Source organism: Blastopirellula marina, assembly GCF_002967715.1.
Taxonomy (GTDB): Bacteria; Planctomycetota; Planctomycetia; order Pirellulales; family Pirellulaceae; genus Bremerella; species Bremerella marina_B.
On sequence record NZ_PUIA01000057.1, the window covers coordinates 391,759 to 409,619 of the forward strand.

The 17,861-nt window shown below is 54.8% G+C and carries 14 protein-coding genes; 5 read left to right on the forward strand and 9 right to left on the reverse strand.

What is annotated here, in order from left to right:
• Window positions 1-5: 5 nt before the first annotated feature.
• Both C5Y96_RS18715 and C5Y96_RS18720 read right to left on the reverse strand, forming a co-directional pair.
• Complete coding sequence (locus tag C5Y96_RS18715) at window positions 6-476, reverse strand: carboxypeptidase regulatory-like domain-containing protein (protein WP_105356455.1); 471 nt, start codon at window positions 474-476, stop codon at window positions 6-8.
• Window positions 477-502: 26 nt separating this feature from the next.
• Entirely contained in the window at window positions 503-1,546 is a 1,044-nt protein-coding gene (locus C5Y96_RS18720) for a DUF1559 domain-containing protein (protein ID WP_105356457.1), read from the reverse strand.
• Window positions 1,547-1,841: 295 nt separating this feature from the next.
• Here C5Y96_RS18720 and C5Y96_RS18725 point away from each other — a divergent pair, with 295 nt between their 5' ends.
• Window positions 1,842-2,630, forward strand: a complete 789-nt coding sequence (locus C5Y96_RS18725) for a dienelactone hydrolase family protein (protein ID WP_105356459.1) — start codon at window positions 1,842-1,844, stop codon at window positions 2,628-2,630.
• 6 nt (window positions 2,631-2,636) lie between these two features.
• Here the strand turns inward: C5Y96_RS18725 and C5Y96_RS18730 are convergent, their stop codons facing one another.
• Window positions 2,637-3,728 (reverse strand): cellulase family glycosylhydrolase, encoded by a 1,092-nt coding sequence (locus C5Y96_RS18730; RefSeq protein WP_105356461.1) that lies wholly within the window; start codon window positions 3,726-3,728, stop codon window positions 2,637-2,639.
• Between the two features lie 330 nt (window positions 3,729-4,058).
• On the opposite strand from C5Y96_RS18730, the gene C5Y96_RS18735 reads away from it, so the two are divergent.
• Window positions 4,059-5,207 carry a hypothetical protein gene (locus C5Y96_RS18735; RefSeq protein ID WP_105356463.1) on the forward strand — a complete coding sequence of 383 codons (1,149 nt, stop codon included), beginning with the start codon at window positions 4,059-4,061 and terminating at the stop codon, window positions 5,205-5,207.
• Between the two features lie 212 nt (window positions 5,208-5,419).
• Here the strand turns inward: C5Y96_RS18735 and glgX are convergent, their stop codons facing one another.
• Window positions 5,420-7,507 carry a glycogen debranching protein GlgX gene (gene glgX, locus C5Y96_RS18740; RefSeq protein WP_105356465.1) on the reverse strand — a complete coding sequence of 696 codons (2,088 nt, stop codon included), beginning with the start codon at window positions 7,505-7,507 and terminating at the stop codon, window positions 5,420-5,422.
• A 662-nt stretch (window positions 7,508-8,169) separates the two neighbouring features.
• On the opposite strand from glgX, the gene purM reads away from it, so the two are divergent.
• On the forward strand, window positions 8,170-9,231 hold the full coding sequence (purM, locus tag C5Y96_RS18745; RefSeq protein WP_105356467.1) for a phosphoribosylformylglycinamidine cyclo-ligase: 1,062 nt from the start codon (window positions 8,170-8,172) through the stop codon (window positions 9,229-9,231).
• On the opposite strand, the gene C5Y96_RS18750 is transcribed toward purM, so the two are convergent.
• From C5Y96_RS18750 to hflX, 5 genes are all read right to left on the reverse strand, one after another.
• Window positions 9,202-10,437: an amidohydrolase family protein gene (locus C5Y96_RS18750; protein ID WP_105356468.1), complete on the reverse strand. Its 1,236-nt coding sequence runs from the start codon at window positions 10,435-10,437 to the stop codon at window positions 9,202-9,204. The two genes, purM and C5Y96_RS18750, sit on opposite strands and share 30 nt — an antisense overlap.
• Window positions 10,434-11,183 (reverse strand): RluA family pseudouridine synthase, encoded by a 750-nt coding sequence (locus C5Y96_RS18755; protein WP_158261316.1) that lies wholly within the window; start codon window positions 11,181-11,183, stop codon window positions 10,434-10,436. The genes C5Y96_RS18750 and C5Y96_RS18755 overlap by 4 nt, the downstream gene beginning before the upstream one ends.
• 168 nt (window positions 11,184-11,351) lie before the next feature.
• Entirely contained in the window at window positions 11,352-12,842 is a 1,491-nt protein-coding gene (locus C5Y96_RS18760; protein WP_105356472.1) for a Gfo/Idh/MocA family protein, read from the reverse strand.
• Window positions 12,843-13,252: 410 nt separating this feature from the next.
• Window positions 13,253-14,035, reverse strand: a complete 783-nt coding sequence (locus C5Y96_RS18770) for an SDR family NAD(P)-dependent oxidoreductase (RefSeq protein ID WP_105356476.1) — start codon at window positions 14,033-14,035, stop codon at window positions 13,253-13,255.
• Window positions 14,035-15,366, reverse strand: a complete 1,332-nt coding sequence (gene hflX, locus C5Y96_RS18775) for a GTPase HflX (RefSeq protein WP_105356478.1) — start codon at window positions 15,364-15,366, stop codon at window positions 14,035-14,037. The genes C5Y96_RS18770 and hflX overlap by 1 nt, the downstream gene beginning before the upstream one ends.
• 305 nt (window positions 15,367-15,671) lie before the next feature.
• Between hflX and C5Y96_RS18780 the strand changes: the two genes are divergently transcribed.
• Complete coding sequence (locus tag C5Y96_RS18780; RefSeq protein WP_105356480.1) at window positions 15,672-16,595, forward strand: TIM barrel protein; 924 nt, start codon at window positions 15,672-15,674, stop codon at window positions 16,593-16,595.
• A 477-nt stretch (window positions 16,596-17,072) separates the two neighbouring features.
• Window positions 17,073-17,690, forward strand: coding sequence for a toxin-antitoxin system HicB family antitoxin (locus C5Y96_RS18785; RefSeq protein ID WP_105356482.1), 618 nt, complete (start codon window positions 17,073-17,075; stop codon window positions 17,688-17,690).
• Window positions 17,691-17,861 lie beyond the last annotated feature (171 nt).

The following is a 17,861-nucleotide window of genomic DNA, read 5'->3' on the forward strand; positions in this document are numbered from 1 at the left end:
TTCGGTCAGTCCTCTAGTTCAAACGTAAATATGTTCTCACCGCCGTCGACGACCTCGGCGGTGAGTTCGCTCGTTTCGTGCTTGCTGTACTTTTTGGGTACTAAGTGTTTAGGTGTCCCACTCAAGGCGCGATTCATCTCGCGCATGGCCTTTGAGTACTCTTCGGGGCTGACCTGCTCGGGGTCAGGCAAAGCTAGAACTTCCAGCTTGCGAATTGCCACCGTGTACTTCCCGGGGATAACGCCATCCCCAGGCTCGTACGTCCACAACGTGACTTCGCCCTGTTTGTCCGTATTGCCCACGGCACCCCGTATCTCGGCACTACCGAATGTAACGGTAGCACCTTCGACGGGCTTTCCTTCATACATGACGATTGCCTTGACCGGTACACGCTTAGGCAAGCCGGAATCGTCTGATGCGGAACAGCCAATAGCACAAACCGCAGCAACAATCGCTGCGCAGATCAATCGAAGCATGAGCGAACTCTTGGGTGACTAACAGGCTAGAGGGACGGGACTTCACCACCATTGATCGAGCCCAGCGCCCCCCACACACCGTAGGGGCTGGGACCGGTTGTGACTTCCGTGGCAGTCGGATCTCCGGAATCGATAGTATCTGGCACGAATTGAGTCGAGCCGTCAGCACGGCCGCAGATGACTCCGCCTGGGTGAAAACTACTGGGAGTCCAAATCCCCCAAGTCCCGTCGTTATGGGCAATGGTACACCGTGGCGAATTGGGAGGTAGCACGGTGCTGAAACCGGTGAAGAATGACCTCCCTTCTGCCCAGCGACTACCAGGGGCGCGGTGCACGTACGACTCTGCCGTGACTCCCACGGCTGGGTCGACTTGACCATTCACCCCTCGGGCCGCCCAGCAGTCGGCGGGGCTCGATGGGTTCGTGTTGATACCTGGCGTGACGGCGACGTTCCCTTTCATGGTGCGCGTTACCTCATTCGGACCAACCACCACTTCACTCAAGGCCAAGGTGTTGCTCGTCCCATCAACGATGTCTTTGAACGACAGATTTACCTGGGTGATAAACATGCCTCGCTTGGTCGAACTGTCGGTATGATTGTTGCGGACGCTGTCTCCCATGCAAAAGTGATAGCTCCGCGGTTTTCGACCATTAACGCCAGCCCGAGACTGCCAATAGGGATCAGACGGACACAGCAGTTCTGGAATCAATGTATTTTGCTCGGCGGGGTTCCAGTCGGACGCCCCAAAGGCCGGACTTGCGCCGGATGCATTATCCCAAACGGCCGTTTGTTCAATGTACGGAAGCAACGCAACAAATCCGCTTGGACGCGAAGGAGTCACCTGCATCTGCAGCGCCGGAAACGCACCGTGGGTGTCGTGATAATTATGCAGCGCCAGTCCGACTTGTTTCATTCGGTTTGAACACTGCATCCGCCGAGCTGATTCACGTGCTTGTTGAACCGCTGGCAAGAGCAGTGCGACGAGTACACCGATGATCGCGATCACGACCAGAAGTTCTACCAATGTGAATGCAGCGCGGCGCGAGGAGTTTTGCGAAATAACAACCATGAGCAGACTCTCGTTTTCTGAAGGAGGGAAGAGCAGCGAGAGAAACGACTGAGTTGCCAACGTAGAGCGAAGCGAATCAAGCCTTGCCTGACAGGACAAGGCCTATCCTTTTTCGCTTTTATATATTTCTTTTATGTGGTTTCGTCAAGGAAATTAATAGCTGCGAAAAGATTCGCAATACAAACTACGATGCGACAGAAGCCGTCATGTGAATCTGATATAAACAAATTGAGTTTGCTATGTTGCCGCAGGGATCGCGGTCGGCTTTACCCTTTCTAACCTGTGGAGTAACACCATGCGCTGTCTCGCCTTGTCCCTTGCGATCCTGGCCCTGACCACTTCCATCGCTAACGCCGAAGTCAAAACCAAGGTCATCCAGTACCAGGTCGGCGATAAAACGTTCGACGGATATCTTGCCTACGACGACGCCGTCGAAGGTCCGCGGCCTGGGGTGGTTGTCTTTCATGAATGGTGGGGGCTGAACGACTACGCCAAGAAACGAACGGAGATGCTGGCCGAGCTTGGCTATGTTGCTTTCGCCGCCGACATGTATGGCGATGGCAAGTTCGTGGAGCACCCCAAAGACGCCGGTCAAATGGCTGGCACGGTTCGCGCCAATGTCGACCAGTGGCAGAAGCGAGCCGTTGCCGCGCTCGATGTCCTGAAGAAGCAGCCACAGTGCAATGCCGCCAAGATCGCCGCGATCGGATACTGTTTCGGTGGTTCGACTGCATTACAGCTAGGCTACACCGGTGCCGATATCGACGCGATCGCCACCTTCCATGCCGCTTTACCAACACCGTCCGCAGAACAGGCTAAAGCGATCAAGGCGAAGGTCCTCGTATGTAATGGTGCCGATGACAGTTTCGTTTCCCAGGATTCGATCAACGCATTCCAGGAGAAACTGAAGGACGCGAATGTCGATCTCAACTTCGTGGCCTTCCCCGGAGCGGTCCACAGCTTCACCGTCGAAGACGCCGGCAAACACGGCAACCCAGGCATGCAGTACAACAAGGAAGCCGACGAGAAGTCGTGGACCTTGTTGCTGGAACTGCTTAAGAGTGAATTGGGAACCGGCAAGTAAAGCGAATCACTTGGAACCCTCAGGAGCACCCTGGCGAAAACGCTCTAGCCACTTCGCCAGGATCGCTCCCTGCATGGTACCGGCCTTTTCATATTCCTCTTGGGTGGTCCCCCAATAAAAACTGGTGACCCCATCGGTGATGGGCCTGGCTTCAGCAAGAAACTGCTCGGCCTCTTCTAGCGAACATTTCAAGGGAAAGAATTCTTCAATCACCAGGGGCTTGCCGACATCGTAAACCTTTAATGCTGCGATCGCCTTTTCCACGTTCCCCTTCTCGGGATAGAAATGCACGCTGGCGAAATCGAGTGGCCCGCCAACTTCCTCGCTGTAGAACAGGGGCTTGGCATTAGGCCACACGTGAGCCCAAGGAATCACTCCCACGGTGATGAGTGTTTGCTGGTCGACTTCGCGAATGGCACTTGTTAGCTTCTTCACCCAAGCCGCGGCAATCTCCTTGTTGTCTCTGCCGGCGGCATCGGTCGTGATTCGCTGGACGAAATATTTGCCGCCGAGTGGTTCCCCGACCAACCATTGATCGGCGTTGGCCCCGCCGCCTAGCACTGGCTCGTTCATCAAGTCGTAGCAGAAGACGGCCGGGCTGTCCTTACAGGTCTGAGCAACACCCTTCCAGAAGTTAGCCTGAACCTGCCAGCGATCGGCCTCGTTCAACTCGTCGTACCAGGCCGGTACATCTTGCTTGTGATAACACCCTAGTCCGGTCAGGTTCAGATAGAGCTGCTTTGATTCGGCCAGCTTCACCAGGTCGGCGAGCTTCTTAAGATTCTTCTGGTTGGGTTCGCTGGCCGTTTTCATGAACTTGGGAAGCTGCAAGTGCACACGTACGACGTTGGCCCCTAGCGATTTGATCTCGTCGAAATCTTCTTCGATCACCCCCCAGTCATCGTGCCAATAGTCTTCAATCAGTTTGCCATCGCCGTCGTGATCGTAGTTCACGCCCCAGACATAGAATGCCGCTTCGGTTCCTTGTAAATGAAAATCTTTGCCGTCTTGCGACAGAACCACCTTGGGAAAATGGTGTTCTGCTCTAATCGAAATTGGGAGGAGCAGAGTCAATAAAAATGCCAATCGAGATGCCATGAGAGTGTCCAGGTATAAAAAGCGAAGGAGATTAGTTTCTATGCGGTTACCCCCTAAGTTGACTCGTCATGCGCGACTGAGTCAAACACTAGTGGAGGCCTCTGTTTTTAAGTCAAAAGATCACAGAGAAAGTTGCTAATCAAAATCATGCCTTTTCACAAATCTTAGACTCGCCACAGACATACCAAGTTGAGTAAACTACCCATCGACAATCATTGATCAATAAGTCGGGTTATGTAATTGGAAAACAAGCCCCTGTCTTCAGTGATACGAATCCGATTAGCTTCCCCATCTGAATTCCACTATTAGACTGAGGTCAAGGTCGCCGTTATGTCAGGATTTGACGACAAAAAGCAGCTTCGATCGCGAGGGCTACGACAAACTCGGCCGAACGAAAGTCCCACGAGCCCGAAACAAAACGGCAAAGCGGGTAACGATGCTTCAAACAAGCTCAACGAAGCTGGCGTGAATGTTAAGAAGAGCTTAGATGCCTTTCTATTTCGTTTTGTTGCTGACCCCACGACCTTTCATATCCCAATCACCATTAACTACGGAGAGAAACACTACAAGCATCCGATCGACGGCAAAGACTACACCTTAAAATATGCAAACGGAATCCGTGACTGGCGAATCCATAATAAGAACATCATCGTCCAGGCTCTCTTACAAAAAAAGCTCTGGACGGATATTTGGGACGATTACAGTCGGCAGTATTTAACTTACAACGCCTCGCTGAACGTTTCCAATAAGTCTGCAGGGAAACATACATTCACGCCTGGCAAAAAGCGGTCGGCTAAAGAAGTCATCAAAACCCAAGGCGGCAAAGCGTTGATGAGAACCCAAGCGGGACAACAACTCAAGGACGCTGCTTCCGAATTCATAAACACGTTTTGCAGCGAAACGGTACAGCTATGGGATAACGGCGATATGTTCCTAATGGTACCGGTAGCTTCCGTCCTGTTTAGTGGTGCGATTTTGGCAGGAACGGTCGACTTGGCCCAGCGAACAGGCAACGACACCTTGGCAATGCTGCCGCAAGCGGTCTATGACGGTGCTTTCTCCAATGTCTATCATGTGGGCGATTTTCAGATCAAGAACCATGGCTTGGAGTGGCAGCCATCCAAAGGTACCTGGAAGGTAGATTGGTCACTAGGAACCCATTGGAATTTAGCAAAGGACTTGACCCTAAAGTCAGACGTAAATCTTATAGCATCGGATGCGACATGGCGTACGAAGGCACGAGTCGGAGGAAAAGGTCGACTGGAACTCACAAAGAAGGTTGATATACCTATTTTTGATTCAACATCTATCTACAGTGAGTTTCTACCGCAAGGAGAAGCTAATATCGGAATCGCGGGACATAGCGACTTTGAGTTACTTGGCAACCAAATGACCTTTTCAGCAGGTCTGCAAAGCTCAGTCCGAACAGGAGAGCGGCACCTCAACTTCAGCCTATCCATTAAGACAGGTGGACCTTAAACAGCTCTCATGGCCAACAAATAGCAGAATGCCTGAAATAAGAACTGTAGGAATGGTCGTGTAGGCCACCGTGACGCTACAGATCTTCTCTCGAATTGCTCGAAGCCAGAACCGTCTTCAGCCAGCGCACGCTTTCCCAAGCCTCTTCAAAATAAAACAGGCGACCCGTTTCCAGGCCGCCTGTTTCGATCGTCTTGTAGTTCTCCGCGAACTTATCGCGAAGCCACGTAAATCCGCACGCTACGTTCCGGCATGACAAACTTGCCGGCTGCTGGCGGACGCGGGCCGTTGAGGTCTGGGTAGACGTCGCTTGGCGAAGTGGCTGCCGTGTCGACAAACATTCGCCAGCTAGTTCCCTTCGCCACTGGTGGCAGGATGAACTGCTGTGGCGAAGCACTTCCGTTCATCAGAAGCAGGACATCGCGACCAATGTTCTCTGGGTCGTTGTCCTTTTGCGGTGCTGCGAACAAGCAGGTCAGCATTGAGTCGCCGCTATCCCAATCGACAGCGGTACCCAGGTTGTTGTACCAGTTGACGTCATACAATCCTCGACGACCCGTCGGGAATCCACCCAGGAAGTGCTTTTGACGCACGGTAGGCTGATCACGACGGAATGCGACCAATGCGCGGACGAAGCGACGCATCTCGTCGTTCTTCTTAACCAGCGACCAGTCGAGCCACGAGATTTCGTTGTCTTGGCAGTAGGCATTGTTGTTACCGTGCTGCGTACGACGAACTTCGTCACCCATCAGAATCATCGGCACGCCTTGTGACATCAGCAGAGTGCAGAACATATTCTTGATCTGCTGACGGCGAAGCTTCTCGATGCTCGTTCGCTTGGTCGGACCTTCCACACCATAGTTGTAACTCAGGTTGTGGTTGTCGCCGTCGCGGTTGCCTTCACCATTCGCTTCGTTGTGCTTGTGGTTGTACGACACAAGGTCGTTCATTGGGAAGCCATCGTGCGAGGTGATGAAATTAATGCTGTGGTACGGCTGACGGCCGCCGGCCTGGTATAGGTCGCTGGAACCAGCCAGACGGGTGGCAAGCGCCCCGAGCTTGTGAGGTTCCCCCTTCCAAAAGCTGCGGATGTCGTCGCGGTACCGGCCGTTCCATTCCGCCCAACGCAAGTTGGCGAACGATCCAACCTGGTAAGCACCGGCGGCGTCCCAAGCTTCGGCAATGATCTTGGTATCGGCCAGCATCGGGTCTTCAGCAATCGCTTCGACCAGCGGCGGGTTGGCCACGAGGTTACCTTGTCGATCGCGGCTGAGAATCGATGCGAGATCGAAACGGAAGCCGTCGACGTGGTAGTTGTGCACCCAGTGACGCAGGCTGTTAAAGATCATCTCACGAACGATCGGGTGATTACCGTTGACCGTATTACCGCAGCCAGAGTAGTTCTTATACTCGCGACCGCCGTTGGCCAGCATGTAATAGACCTGATTCTCGAGCCCCTTGAAGCTGAGGATCGGCCCCTTCTCGTTCCCTTCGCAGGTATGGTTGTAAACAACGTCGAGGATGACCTCGATGCCGGCCTGGTGGAGGGCCTTGACCATTTCCTTGAATTCACGAACCTGACCGCCTGGCGTCTTGCTTGCCGCGTACCCACGATGTGGCGCGAAGAAAGCCATGGAGTCGTAACCCCAATAGTTGCCGCGGGTCGGCGTCTTCCCGGTCATCATGTCCATGATGGGGAACTCGTGGATCGGCATCAGCTCGACCGCGGTCACCCCCAAGGACTTGAGATACGGGATCTTCTCGATCACGCCACGATACGTGCCTGGGTGCTCCACGCCGCTCGATTCGTGCGCGGTGAACCCTTTGACGTGCATCTCGTAGATGATCGATTCACTGAGGTCCCGCTTCAGGTGGCGGTCCCCTTCCCAGTTGAAGCTTTCGTCGACCACCACGCACTTGGGCGGACGGATGATACCGTCGTCAGCCGACTGGAAGGTTCCAGCCAGCGCTTTGGCGTAAGGGTCGATCAGCCGGGCACGACCGTCGAAGAGCATGCCTTCGTCGGGGTTGTACGGCCCTTCGGCTTGAAAGTGATAGAGCTGACCAGCCGACAGGCCTGGAATAAAGATACTCCAGATATCTCCCCATCGATCGGTCTCGCGATCGAAGTCAATGATTTCGCTTGGTTCGCGATCATCGACGTTTTTGTAAAGCAATAGTCGCATCGCCGTGGCGGATCGGCTGAATACAACAAACCGTACGCCGCGTTCGTGCAGGATGGCTCCATAAGGAAGCACGTGACTAAATTGCAGCTCCGGATGCGGATGAACCATAAGCATAGGCGACTGTCCGATCTAACCTCCTAAGACCTCGATTGAATGATAGTGCTGAAACACTACCACCCAATTCGCAGCAGACCGGAGAAGACGCCCCTCCTAAAACCAATTTTTTTTCTTCAAAACACGTGATGCATCATCTGGCGAAATAATAGCTTAGGGCTAAGGCGTAGGTCCTGCGTAGAGTTTACTGATTCGAAGGAGTTCAACCTGCCGACGGCGTCATCTGGGATGACTAAGAATGCGTCGGCAATCAGTCTCCCCGGATTGTCCGCGTTAACCGCAATGTTCGGGCCAATGGGAAAGGGAAATCGGAGCCGCCTATGATTATTCTTCCCATTTCACCGATTTTGCCGGTCTATTTTAATCATTCAGTAAGCCCCAGTTGAACACGGCCCCCTCTCTAGATGCTAGTCGCCGAGCAAATAATGCCCAAATCCTTGGCATACCTCCTCGGCAAAGAATTTCCGGAAATCTTTCACACGAGAGCCCTTCGTACTACCTAAGGGTATGGGTAGGGAAGCTTGTACCAATTTCGCCCCTCACCCTAACCGTCTCCCCATAGGGGCGAGGGGACGAGAAAGCGGGTGCGTTGACAATCCTGGCAGTGGGGTCGAAAATCGTCGTTTCTGGATGCTAAACCCCCGTTTCGATTGACAATCATAATGGCAAAAGCCACCTACAAAGATGCCGGCGTCGACCTAGACGTTTACGCAGAATCGATGTCCCGTCTTCCCCGGTTGGTAAAGCGGACGTTCTCGCCGCGGGTAATGCAGTTAGACGGCGGTTTCGCAGGGCTTTTCAAGCTCGACTTCGACAACGCCCTGTTTGCTCGGAAGTACGAAGACCCGGTCCTCATTTCCTGCACCGATGGTGTAGGCACGAAGATCAAGCTGGCCATCGATAGCGGCAAGCACGATACCGTCGGTATCGACCTGGTCGCCATGTGCGTTAACGATGCGATCTGCTGTGGTGCCGAACCACTGTTTTTCCTCGACTATATCGCGATGGGGAAAGACGATCCGGAATTGCTGGAGCAACTGGTCACCGGCATCACCAATGGCTGCGTCGACAGCGACTGCGCCCTGATTGGGGGCGAAACGGCCATCATGCCCGACCTTTATAAGGTGGGCGACTACGACATGGCTGGCTTCTGCGTTGGCGTCGCCGACCGCAAGCACCTGATCGACGGCAAGGCGATCGCCGAAGGAGACGTGGTCCTAGGGATCTCTTCCAGCGGCGTCCATTCCAACGGGTTCAGCCTGGTTCGGAAGGTTGTCTTTGATATCGCTGGTCTCAGCCTGGACGATCACATCGAAGCACTCGGAGCAACGATCGGCGAAACCTTGCTGACGCCGACCAAGATTTACGTCCAACCGGTTCGTAACGTTCTTTCCCATTACAAAATCAAGAACGTCGTGCATGGCATCGCCCATATCACTGGCGGTGGCTTACAGGAAAACCTGGAGCGTATTCTGCCCAAGAATGTCGACGTCGAGATCAAAAAGGGAAGTTGGCCCGACCTACCGGTCTTCCCGTGGATTCAACAACTGGGTGAAATCGAAGACGCCGAAATGGCTCGCGTCTTCAACATGGGCATTGGCCTGGTCGTGATCGCCAGCAGCTACTACGCCGCCAGCGTGCAGAAAATGTTGGCCGAAGGAGGCTGCGACGTCTTCGAGATCGGCAAAGTCACCTCAGGCAGTGGCAAGGTCGAGTTGCGTTAAACCAACTCCCAAATTCCACAATCGAGGACGTCCTCCCAGCATTGCAGCGAGGACGTCCGAACAATCGGCACCGATGTGGAATGCCGATACCATCGCTTTCTGCCCAGCATCGATCGTCCCGAACGAGTCTTCCACGCCCAGCGCGATTGCCGCATCGCGTGTCACCATCGGCAACAGTTGCTCGTCCGGGATATCCGGAAACGTTTGACGCACGTGCTGGACTTCCGCCCAGATGTCGAGATCGGGCGAAGAGGCCCGCGAGTCGGTCCCCAGCACCACGCGAATGCCATCGGCCAGTAGCGTTTCCAGCGGGTGGCGATCATGATGGAAATAGGCATGGGTGCGTGGACAATAACAGACACTCATCGTCTCTTTGTACTGCCTGAGTAACGCAATATCCGGCTCAGCAAGATAGTTCCCATGCACGACCATCGCTCGGTACGCAGGGGCCAGAAGCTTAATATAGTCCGCTGGCTTCCTTCCACCGGGGAAGTCTCTCTCTTGAAATAGCCCCATATTCTCGAGCATCCCGCGGAACGGTCCGGTCCCTTGCTCAAGCAGTTCCAGCTCCTCGAGCGATTCCGCCAGGTGCATCGCCAGTGGCAATTGATGCTTCCGCGATAGCTGGACACACTGCTGGATCATACCCATGCCGGCTGAATAAGGTGCATGAGGACTGAGCCCCGGGGTCACGTTCTCATTCGACCAAGGGTAGATCGCATGCTCGCGAGCTTGAACTAACCGTTCCTGTTCGCGATCCCGATCGAGCCCAAGCATCTCTAAGAGCGAAACGACCTGCACATCGGGCCGATCGTAGGCGGCTTCGATCAAGGGAAGCGTCGCGATCTCACCCACGACCCCGACTCCCAGTTCGGCACATTGCTTTAGCCCGCTACGAATAGCCTGCGCCTTCTCAATGGCCAGGTTTTCGCCGAAACCTTGCCGATAGCGAATCACCTCCGTGATCCACTGCGGAAAGGTCATGCCCTGCGTTCCCAAGGGATGTTTCAAATTGCTGAATTCGAGGTGCGTATGTGCATTGATTAGAGCGGGCATGATGGCCCATTGGCTCAGGTCGATGGCGTCGTGCCAGATGCCTGTTTCTTCGATGCTGACGATCTGGCTGTCTTCGACCGTTACGGTGGCATCCTGAATCGGAGCACCACACATCGTGAAAACCCAACCTGCGCGATAGCGACGCCTCATGACGTGACCTCCCCAGCCAACTGCTGCTTCAATTGCTGCCAAATGCTCGACTCTTCCCAGGCAGCGGAAAGCGGCGCAGTAATGTCGACCTGCTCGTCCACCATCGGATGGCGAAATTGAAGCCGCCGGGCATGCAACGCAATATGCTGATGCCGCGTGTCCTCAACCTTCGGTCCGAACGATTCCGATGCTCCGTAGAGCATGTCCCCGAGAACTGGAAAACCTCGCGCCGAACATTGCAGGCGAATTTGATGATAACGCCCCGTCCCCAGTTCGATTTCCAGCAGGCTATGAGCATCGGACTGGGCAAGTACGCGATACGAGAGACTAGCTGACTTTGCCCCTTCGGCCGAAGCCTCGACGATCTCTCCCTTTGCCACATCAGGTATCTTGCGGACGTAGTCAGTCCATTCCCCTGCCCTGCTGTCGAGATGGCCTTCTACGATTGCCCAGTATGTCTTATGAACGGTTCGCTCGCGAAACTGAGCCGCCAGACGCTGGGCCGCTCGGACGTTACGGCAAAAGACGATTGCTCCCGAGACTGGTCGATCGAGTCGGTGGATAATCGCCAGGTAGATGTTGCCTGTCTTTTCTTCACGCTGCTTGATGAAGTCGCGCAGCTGCGTCTCCAGGTTATTGATCCCCGGAGGCGCTTGCGTCAGCAGCCCGGCCTGCTTCTGCACACAAATGCACGGGCCTTTCTCGTAAAGGATGCGAAACGGCGGAGTAATGGTCGAGGGATTCATGGCACCATTATATCCTGTCCCTGCGCCCTTTGGGGGAGAGCGGCGAGCCTGGTACCCGCAACATAGTACCCAAACGCCCGGCATTAATGACTATGCCACAGAGGACAAGAAAAGAAAAACGCCAAGCACTTGGCTTGGCGTTTTAGAGTATCGAACTGACTCGATCCGTTAGACCTTGCCTTCAGCTGGAATTTCAAAGCCCTTGCGGCATTCGCGGCTGAGGTATTGATCGGCCTTTTCGTTGCCGATGAACTTTTCAGTCTTCGGATCGAAGGCCAGCATTGGGCCGAGCGTGACCCCTTCGCTATCAATGTTCACGCCATTGTCGCGAAGGTGATCCTGAACACGTTCCATGGTCGCACGAACGTTTTCAGTCGTCTTGATCGCTTCCATTCGTTCCAGACACTCTGCCGGCGAAACCTGTTCACCCATCTGGTACGAGATCAGCCCGGTGTGGCACAGAGCGCTGGAAAGATGACCTTCCAGGATGTCGCCGTTGAGGTGGTCAACTTCTCGGCTGCGAACTGCTTCGATGAAGTTGTTGTAGTGGTTCTGGTCCCCACCGCCATTGAAGTCACGGATCTTGTTGCCATCCTTATCGAAGGCCGAACCGGAATGGTAGGTGGTCATCACGAGGTAGCCATCGGTACCTTCAAAGATCACGCCGATCTTCGAGCCCTTGTAGCTGACACTGCTTTCCTTCAGCTTCTTGTCGTAAACCAGGCCACGGACCTCGAACACGAGCGAGCGATCGCCGTAGTCGTGCACCACGACCTGCGTGTTCGGCGTGTCGCCGGCATCTTCGTAACCGAAACGACCACCGTAGCTGATGACGGCGTTGCTCAGCTCGTTGGCGTTCAAGCCCCAGCGAGCCAGGTCCATCTGGTGGATCCCCTGGTTGCCGAGGTCACCGTTGCCAAAGGGCATCTGCCAGTGCCAATCGTAGTGGAACTGTGGACGCGTTACCGGCTGCATCTGAGCTGGGCCGAGCCACAGGTTGTAATCAACCGTTTGCGGTGGTTCGTAGTTGCCCTTGGGACCGATGCTCTTGCGGGGCTTGTAGCACAGACCACGGGCAACCTTCACGTCGCCGATCTTGCCGCTATGAACGAACTCAATCGCTTCGATCATGCCTGGGTTCGATCGGCTTTGGGTACCAGCCTGGCAGATGCGTTCATACTTGCGAGCGGCTTCCACCACGCGGCGACCTTCGCTCACGTTGTGGCTCACTGGCTTCTCAACGTAAACGTCCTTACCGGCCTGTAGCGCCCAAATGGCTTGCAGCGAGTGCAGGTGGTTCGGCGTCGCGATCGAAACGATATCGACCGAAGGATCGTCGAGGATCTTACGCAGGTCGGTTTCAAACTTCGGCTTGTGACCATCCTGACGCTTAGCAACCCCTTCGACCTTGCTCTCGTGGAACTTCGAGTCGACATCGCACAGGTGCGTAATAATCACGTCGTCTCGGTTGGTGTATCCACCGATGTGGGCATTACCGCGGCCATTCAAACCGACGACGGCGACGTGCAGTTTTTCGTTGGGGCTCTTGCTCTGCTTTTCGGCTGCGATCAACGAAGTTGGAGCGGCAAACGCAGCAGCAGCTGCGGCGGCAAACATGGAATCTTCGAGAAACTCGCGGCGAGTCTTGCGAATCGTCATGGCTTCAGCCTTTGTCTTGAAAAAGAGTTGGATAGGCGGCGGGAAAGGTGGGCGATCAAGAACACACTTCAAGAAACTACACACGACACACTAATGGTCATGATTATGCTTCGAAAAGAATGACACCGATCAAGCGTTCAGCATAACTAATCTTAAGGTTTCTGACAACTATTTCGGACCCCTGGCGATCCGCGAAAAGAAGTAGGAACATCACCGTGACAGGGTGAGTTGAAGACATGGAATCCTTACGTCGCCAGGCATCTGATAGTTCGCTCCCAACTGACCACAGAAAATAGGCCAACAGGCCGTACATTCATAGGGCAAATCAGGTGCTGCCCCATTCGAGAATTACCGAGCCGAACAGGCTTTTTGGTTAATCAAAATCGTGTCGCAGTTTTGATTGGCCAAAACTAACCAAATCTGGCAACGGCCCAATCCGCTAGAGACGGCCACAAGCGATCCAAAAGAACCATCGCGTAGCCCGTTTTACTGGGAATGACCTCGTGCTTCCCGGTGCGAATCGCACGCAAGGCCGCAACGGCAATATTGTGTGGAGTTCTGGCGAACTTCCCGACTGCCGGAGCCTTCCCTTTTTTCTCGATCACCGCAGAGGAAAACTCGCTGCTGGTCGTACTGGGACTGACCAAAATTACGTCTATCCCTTTACTCGACAATTCCGCTCGCAACGCATCACTAAAACCGTGCAATGCAAACTTGCTAGCACAATATTCGCTCTTCCCTGGAACGGCTCGATGGGCGAGGACCGAAGAGATATTACAAATGGCCGGCGTCCTCCCCTTTTCGAGCATCGGCAGAAAGAGCCGAGTCAACTCAACCGGGGCAAAGAAATTGACTTCCATCAGCTGCCGCAGACGTTCCGGCGAAGCATCCGCGAAGCTGCCATATGCCCCCACGCCGGCATTGTTCACCAGCACATCGAGCCCTTGATAATCGTGCTGAGCCTTCTCGAAAAGTTTCTGACGAATGGCTGGATCGGTAACGTCGCCAACCACATATTTGGCATCCGCCCCCTTGGCGTGCACAACCTCTAAAAGCTCGTCCAAGCGATCCTCACGGCGGGCAGTCAGCAGCAACTTGGCCCCGGCCTCTGCTGCCAAGATCGCCATGGCGCGGCCGATCCCTGAAGACGCGCCGGTGATAAGAATCCGCAGGCCATCCAGCTTCCGCCGCATCAGGCGACATCCCCCACGGCACCTGACTCTTCCGGGTCGGAAGTGTACTGATAGGGGCGAATCACGGCATCCGGATTCTGGTTCTCGATACGTCCCAAATGGGCGGTCGGAATACGGCAGTGCACGAATAACTTTTCGTTCCCATATCGCTTGGAAACGATCTCGCCGTTCTTGGCCAGGTAGGCCACCAGTTTGCCGTTATCGACAGCCGCTTCAATCTCGACATCCGAGAACGATTTACTGAGCGCATCACTCACGGCGATCGCCAGCTTATCGAGCCCTTCCCGCGATACGGCACTGACCGAAACCGCATACGGAAAGCGAATCAGAAGCTGCTCTAATCGCCGAGGATCCTCGATCCGATCGACTTTATTCAGCACCAGCAGGGTGCTCTTTTGCTCGATCCCAATCTCCTCCAGAACATCGTAAACCGCGGCGATTTGCTGCTCGACTTCGGGGTTACTGGCATCGGCTACGTGCAGCAAAAGATCGGCCTGATTAGCTTCTTCCAAGGTGGCCTTAAACGAAGCGATCAGACGGTGCGGCAAGTCGCGAATGAAACCAACCGTATCACTCAGCAGAACTGGCCCCCAGTGCGGCAATCGCCAACGCCGGGTTCGTGTATCGAGCGTGGCAAATAACATGTCAGCCGACAGTACCTGGGCCGAAGTCAACGCGTTCATCAGCGTGCTTTTACCGGCATTGGTATAGCCCACCAGACTGATCGTCATTGACTCTTTCCGCGCGGCCACTTCGCGCTCGCGACGCTTGGCCACTTTCTCCAAGTCATCCTTCAAATCGCGAATACGTTTCTCAACCAACCGGCGGTCAACTTCCAACTGCTTTTCACCAGGACCACGCATCCCGACCCCCATCTTGATACGGTCCAAGTGGGACCACATCCGCTTCAAGCGAGGAAGCGAATACTCAAGCTGAGCCAACTCGACCGCCAGGCGCGATTCGAGCGTTTGGGCATGGGTGGCAAAGATATCGAGAATAAGCTCAGTACGATCAATCACCTTCCGCTTGGTTTCCCGCTCTAAATTGCGAGTCTGCCCCGGCGAAAGCTCGTTATCGAAGATAATGACGTCGGCTTCTGAAGCTTCGGCGCACAGAGACAACTCTTCGATCTTCCCTTTACCTAGATAGGTCCCCGGATCCGGCTTTTCGCGTCGCTGAGTCAGCTTGCCAACCACGGTCGTTCCGGCCGTGGTCGCCAATCCATCCAATTCTTCCAGCGGATCGTCGGAATATTGAATCGATGGATCCAACAGCTTAACCAGAATGGCATTTTCCTGAGCGACGCTCTGTTTACGATCTCGTTCTGTCACAAGCGGTGCCTGCTTTTCCTTTCCTTGACCGAAACCGACGCAGGGAACTGGTCGGCCACACGGGTACCTCTCGCGGCTGCCGAAACATGGCCAGCAGCCTCTTCCGTAATTCTAACCAGCCCCGTTGCCGTAGCGAAGGTGCATTCACACCCCCTAATGGCAAGATTTCCTGACATGGGACCAGCTATTTTCGCCCGTTTTTCCCGGGCAAGTAGTCGCGATATGCTCCGTCTTCTAAACTACACTAGAGGTTTAACCTTGCCAAAAGTTCACCATTAATCCACCACCTTCTGAGGAAGACACCCATGCAACGGCAATTCGGTCGACGCCAATTCCTGCAATCGATGGCTGCCACCGGCGCCGCATTGACCCTCGGCCCACATCTTCTCGCAGCCGATGCGGACAAGAAAGCCCCGTTTAAGATCTCGCTCGCCCAATGGTCGCTGCATCGCACGATCCGTAGCGGCAAGCTCGATAACCTCGACTTCGCCAAGACCGCCAAGGAAGAATGCGGCATCGAAGCGATTGAATACGTCAACCAGTTCTTCAAGGACAAAGCCAAGGACGAAAAGTACCTGGCCGAAATGAACAAGCGAGCAGACGACCACGGCGTCAAGCAACTGCTGATCATGGTCGACGGCGAAGGAGCCCTAGGGGACCCAGACAAAGCCAAACGCAAGAAAGCCGTCGAAAATCACTACAAATGGGCAGATGCCGCCAAGATACTCGGTGGCCACTCGATCCGCGTGAATGCCCAAAGCGGTGGTAGCTACGAAGAACAGATCAAGCTGGCAGCCGACGGCCTTTCGGAACTGAGCAAATACGCCAAGGACCTGGGCCTGAACGTGATCGTCGAAAACCACGGCGGACTGTCGTCCAATGGCGAATGGCTCTCCTCCGTCATGAAGACGGTCAACATGGACAATTGCGGCACGCTGCCTGACTTCGGCAACTTCCGCGTCAGCAAAGACGAAATGTATGACCGCTACAAAGGGGTCGACGAGCTGATGCCGTTTGCCAAGGCCGTCAGCGCCAAGTCGCACGCATTCAACGATGAAGGCCTGGAGACCAACACCGACTACTTCAAGATGATGGACATCGTCGTCAACAAGCATGGCTATCACGGCTATGTTGGCGTCGAATGGGAAGGAGGCAATCCTGGCGAGATCGAAGGGATCATCCTGACTCGCAAGCTCCTGGAAAAGTGCGCCGAGAAGCTAGCAGGCTAGGCTCCGAGCCTAGCGTCCTCCCCTCTTCCAAGGAAGAGAGACCGAGCGAGGACCGAAGAACCATATGGCCTCCAGAGGTAACAAATCCCCTCAGAACCATGGTTCTCACGAAACAAACCCCGCCGCGAACACGCGGCGGGGTTTTCTTTTGCGCGAATCTCCCGAGAAAACCCGCTCCGGGGAACTATTTAGAACTATTTTGGGAAAAATTAGCAGGCCTCCGAAGGACATCTTCCTTGGTGCGACTTTTGCCTCTGCTTAAATCTTAAGCACGACCACCTCTGCCCAAAAAAGTCGCGTCACTGCATTCAGTTTGTGCATGCAATGCTGTCGGTCGTAAGTGCTTGCATTGCAGTCACTTCTACGCTGCTCTTGACTTGAAACACAGGATTCTGGCATACCGTTACACATCGCGTGGCGAACACAGCCACGACGGTGTCCAAAGTCCTCAGTCGTTTCCAGGAAGGAGCCTCGCACATGTCCCAATACAATCCAGGCAACTCGTACCCACAGTCGCAGCCAACCACTCGTCCGGTTTACCCAAACACTACCTTCCCACCCCAGCAGCACAGCCAGCCGCAGTATCACTCGCAGCAGACAGCAGCCAGCGAAAGCGTCTACGCTACCTCGCGTCCGACCTTCACCGGCACGCCACAAGCACCGGTTCAACCAGCTGCTCCTGCCGGCCCAGCACTGAACGTCGCCCCAACCGCGACCTTCGACGAGAAGAAGGCCGAATGCGTTCGTATCGCTCGTGACTTCTTCCGTGGCGTACCGGATTGGGTTACCTACTTCCGTGAAATCCTGGGTGTCGAAGGGGTCGTTCATCGCCTGTTCCCACAACCAGAAGAGTTCACCAAGTTCGAGCAGTCCGAAGAGTACGGCGAAATCCAGCTGATGATCGTCAAGCTCCGTGAACGCACCAACGTTCAGAACGAATCGAAGGAGCCAACCCGCGTGATCACCGTGCGTCTGCCAAAGAGCCTGCACGAAGCCCTTCGCGTGGAAGCTCACTCGCGACGTACCAGCATGAACAAGCTGTGCATCTCGAAGTTGCTGCAGGTCATCGACGACTCGATGATCCCGAACGACTAAACATCCGAGCCGCCTGGGGCCGCAATGCGGGTGAGCATGTGGCCCGGCTCGATTCGAGAAAACCCAGCCAGGTGGAACAATCCGCTCGTCGGATGGTCAGCGCCACCAGGCAATAAACGCGCTCAAACGCGCCGCTTCTGCGTGATGATTCCCATCCGCCGGAGTGGCAGC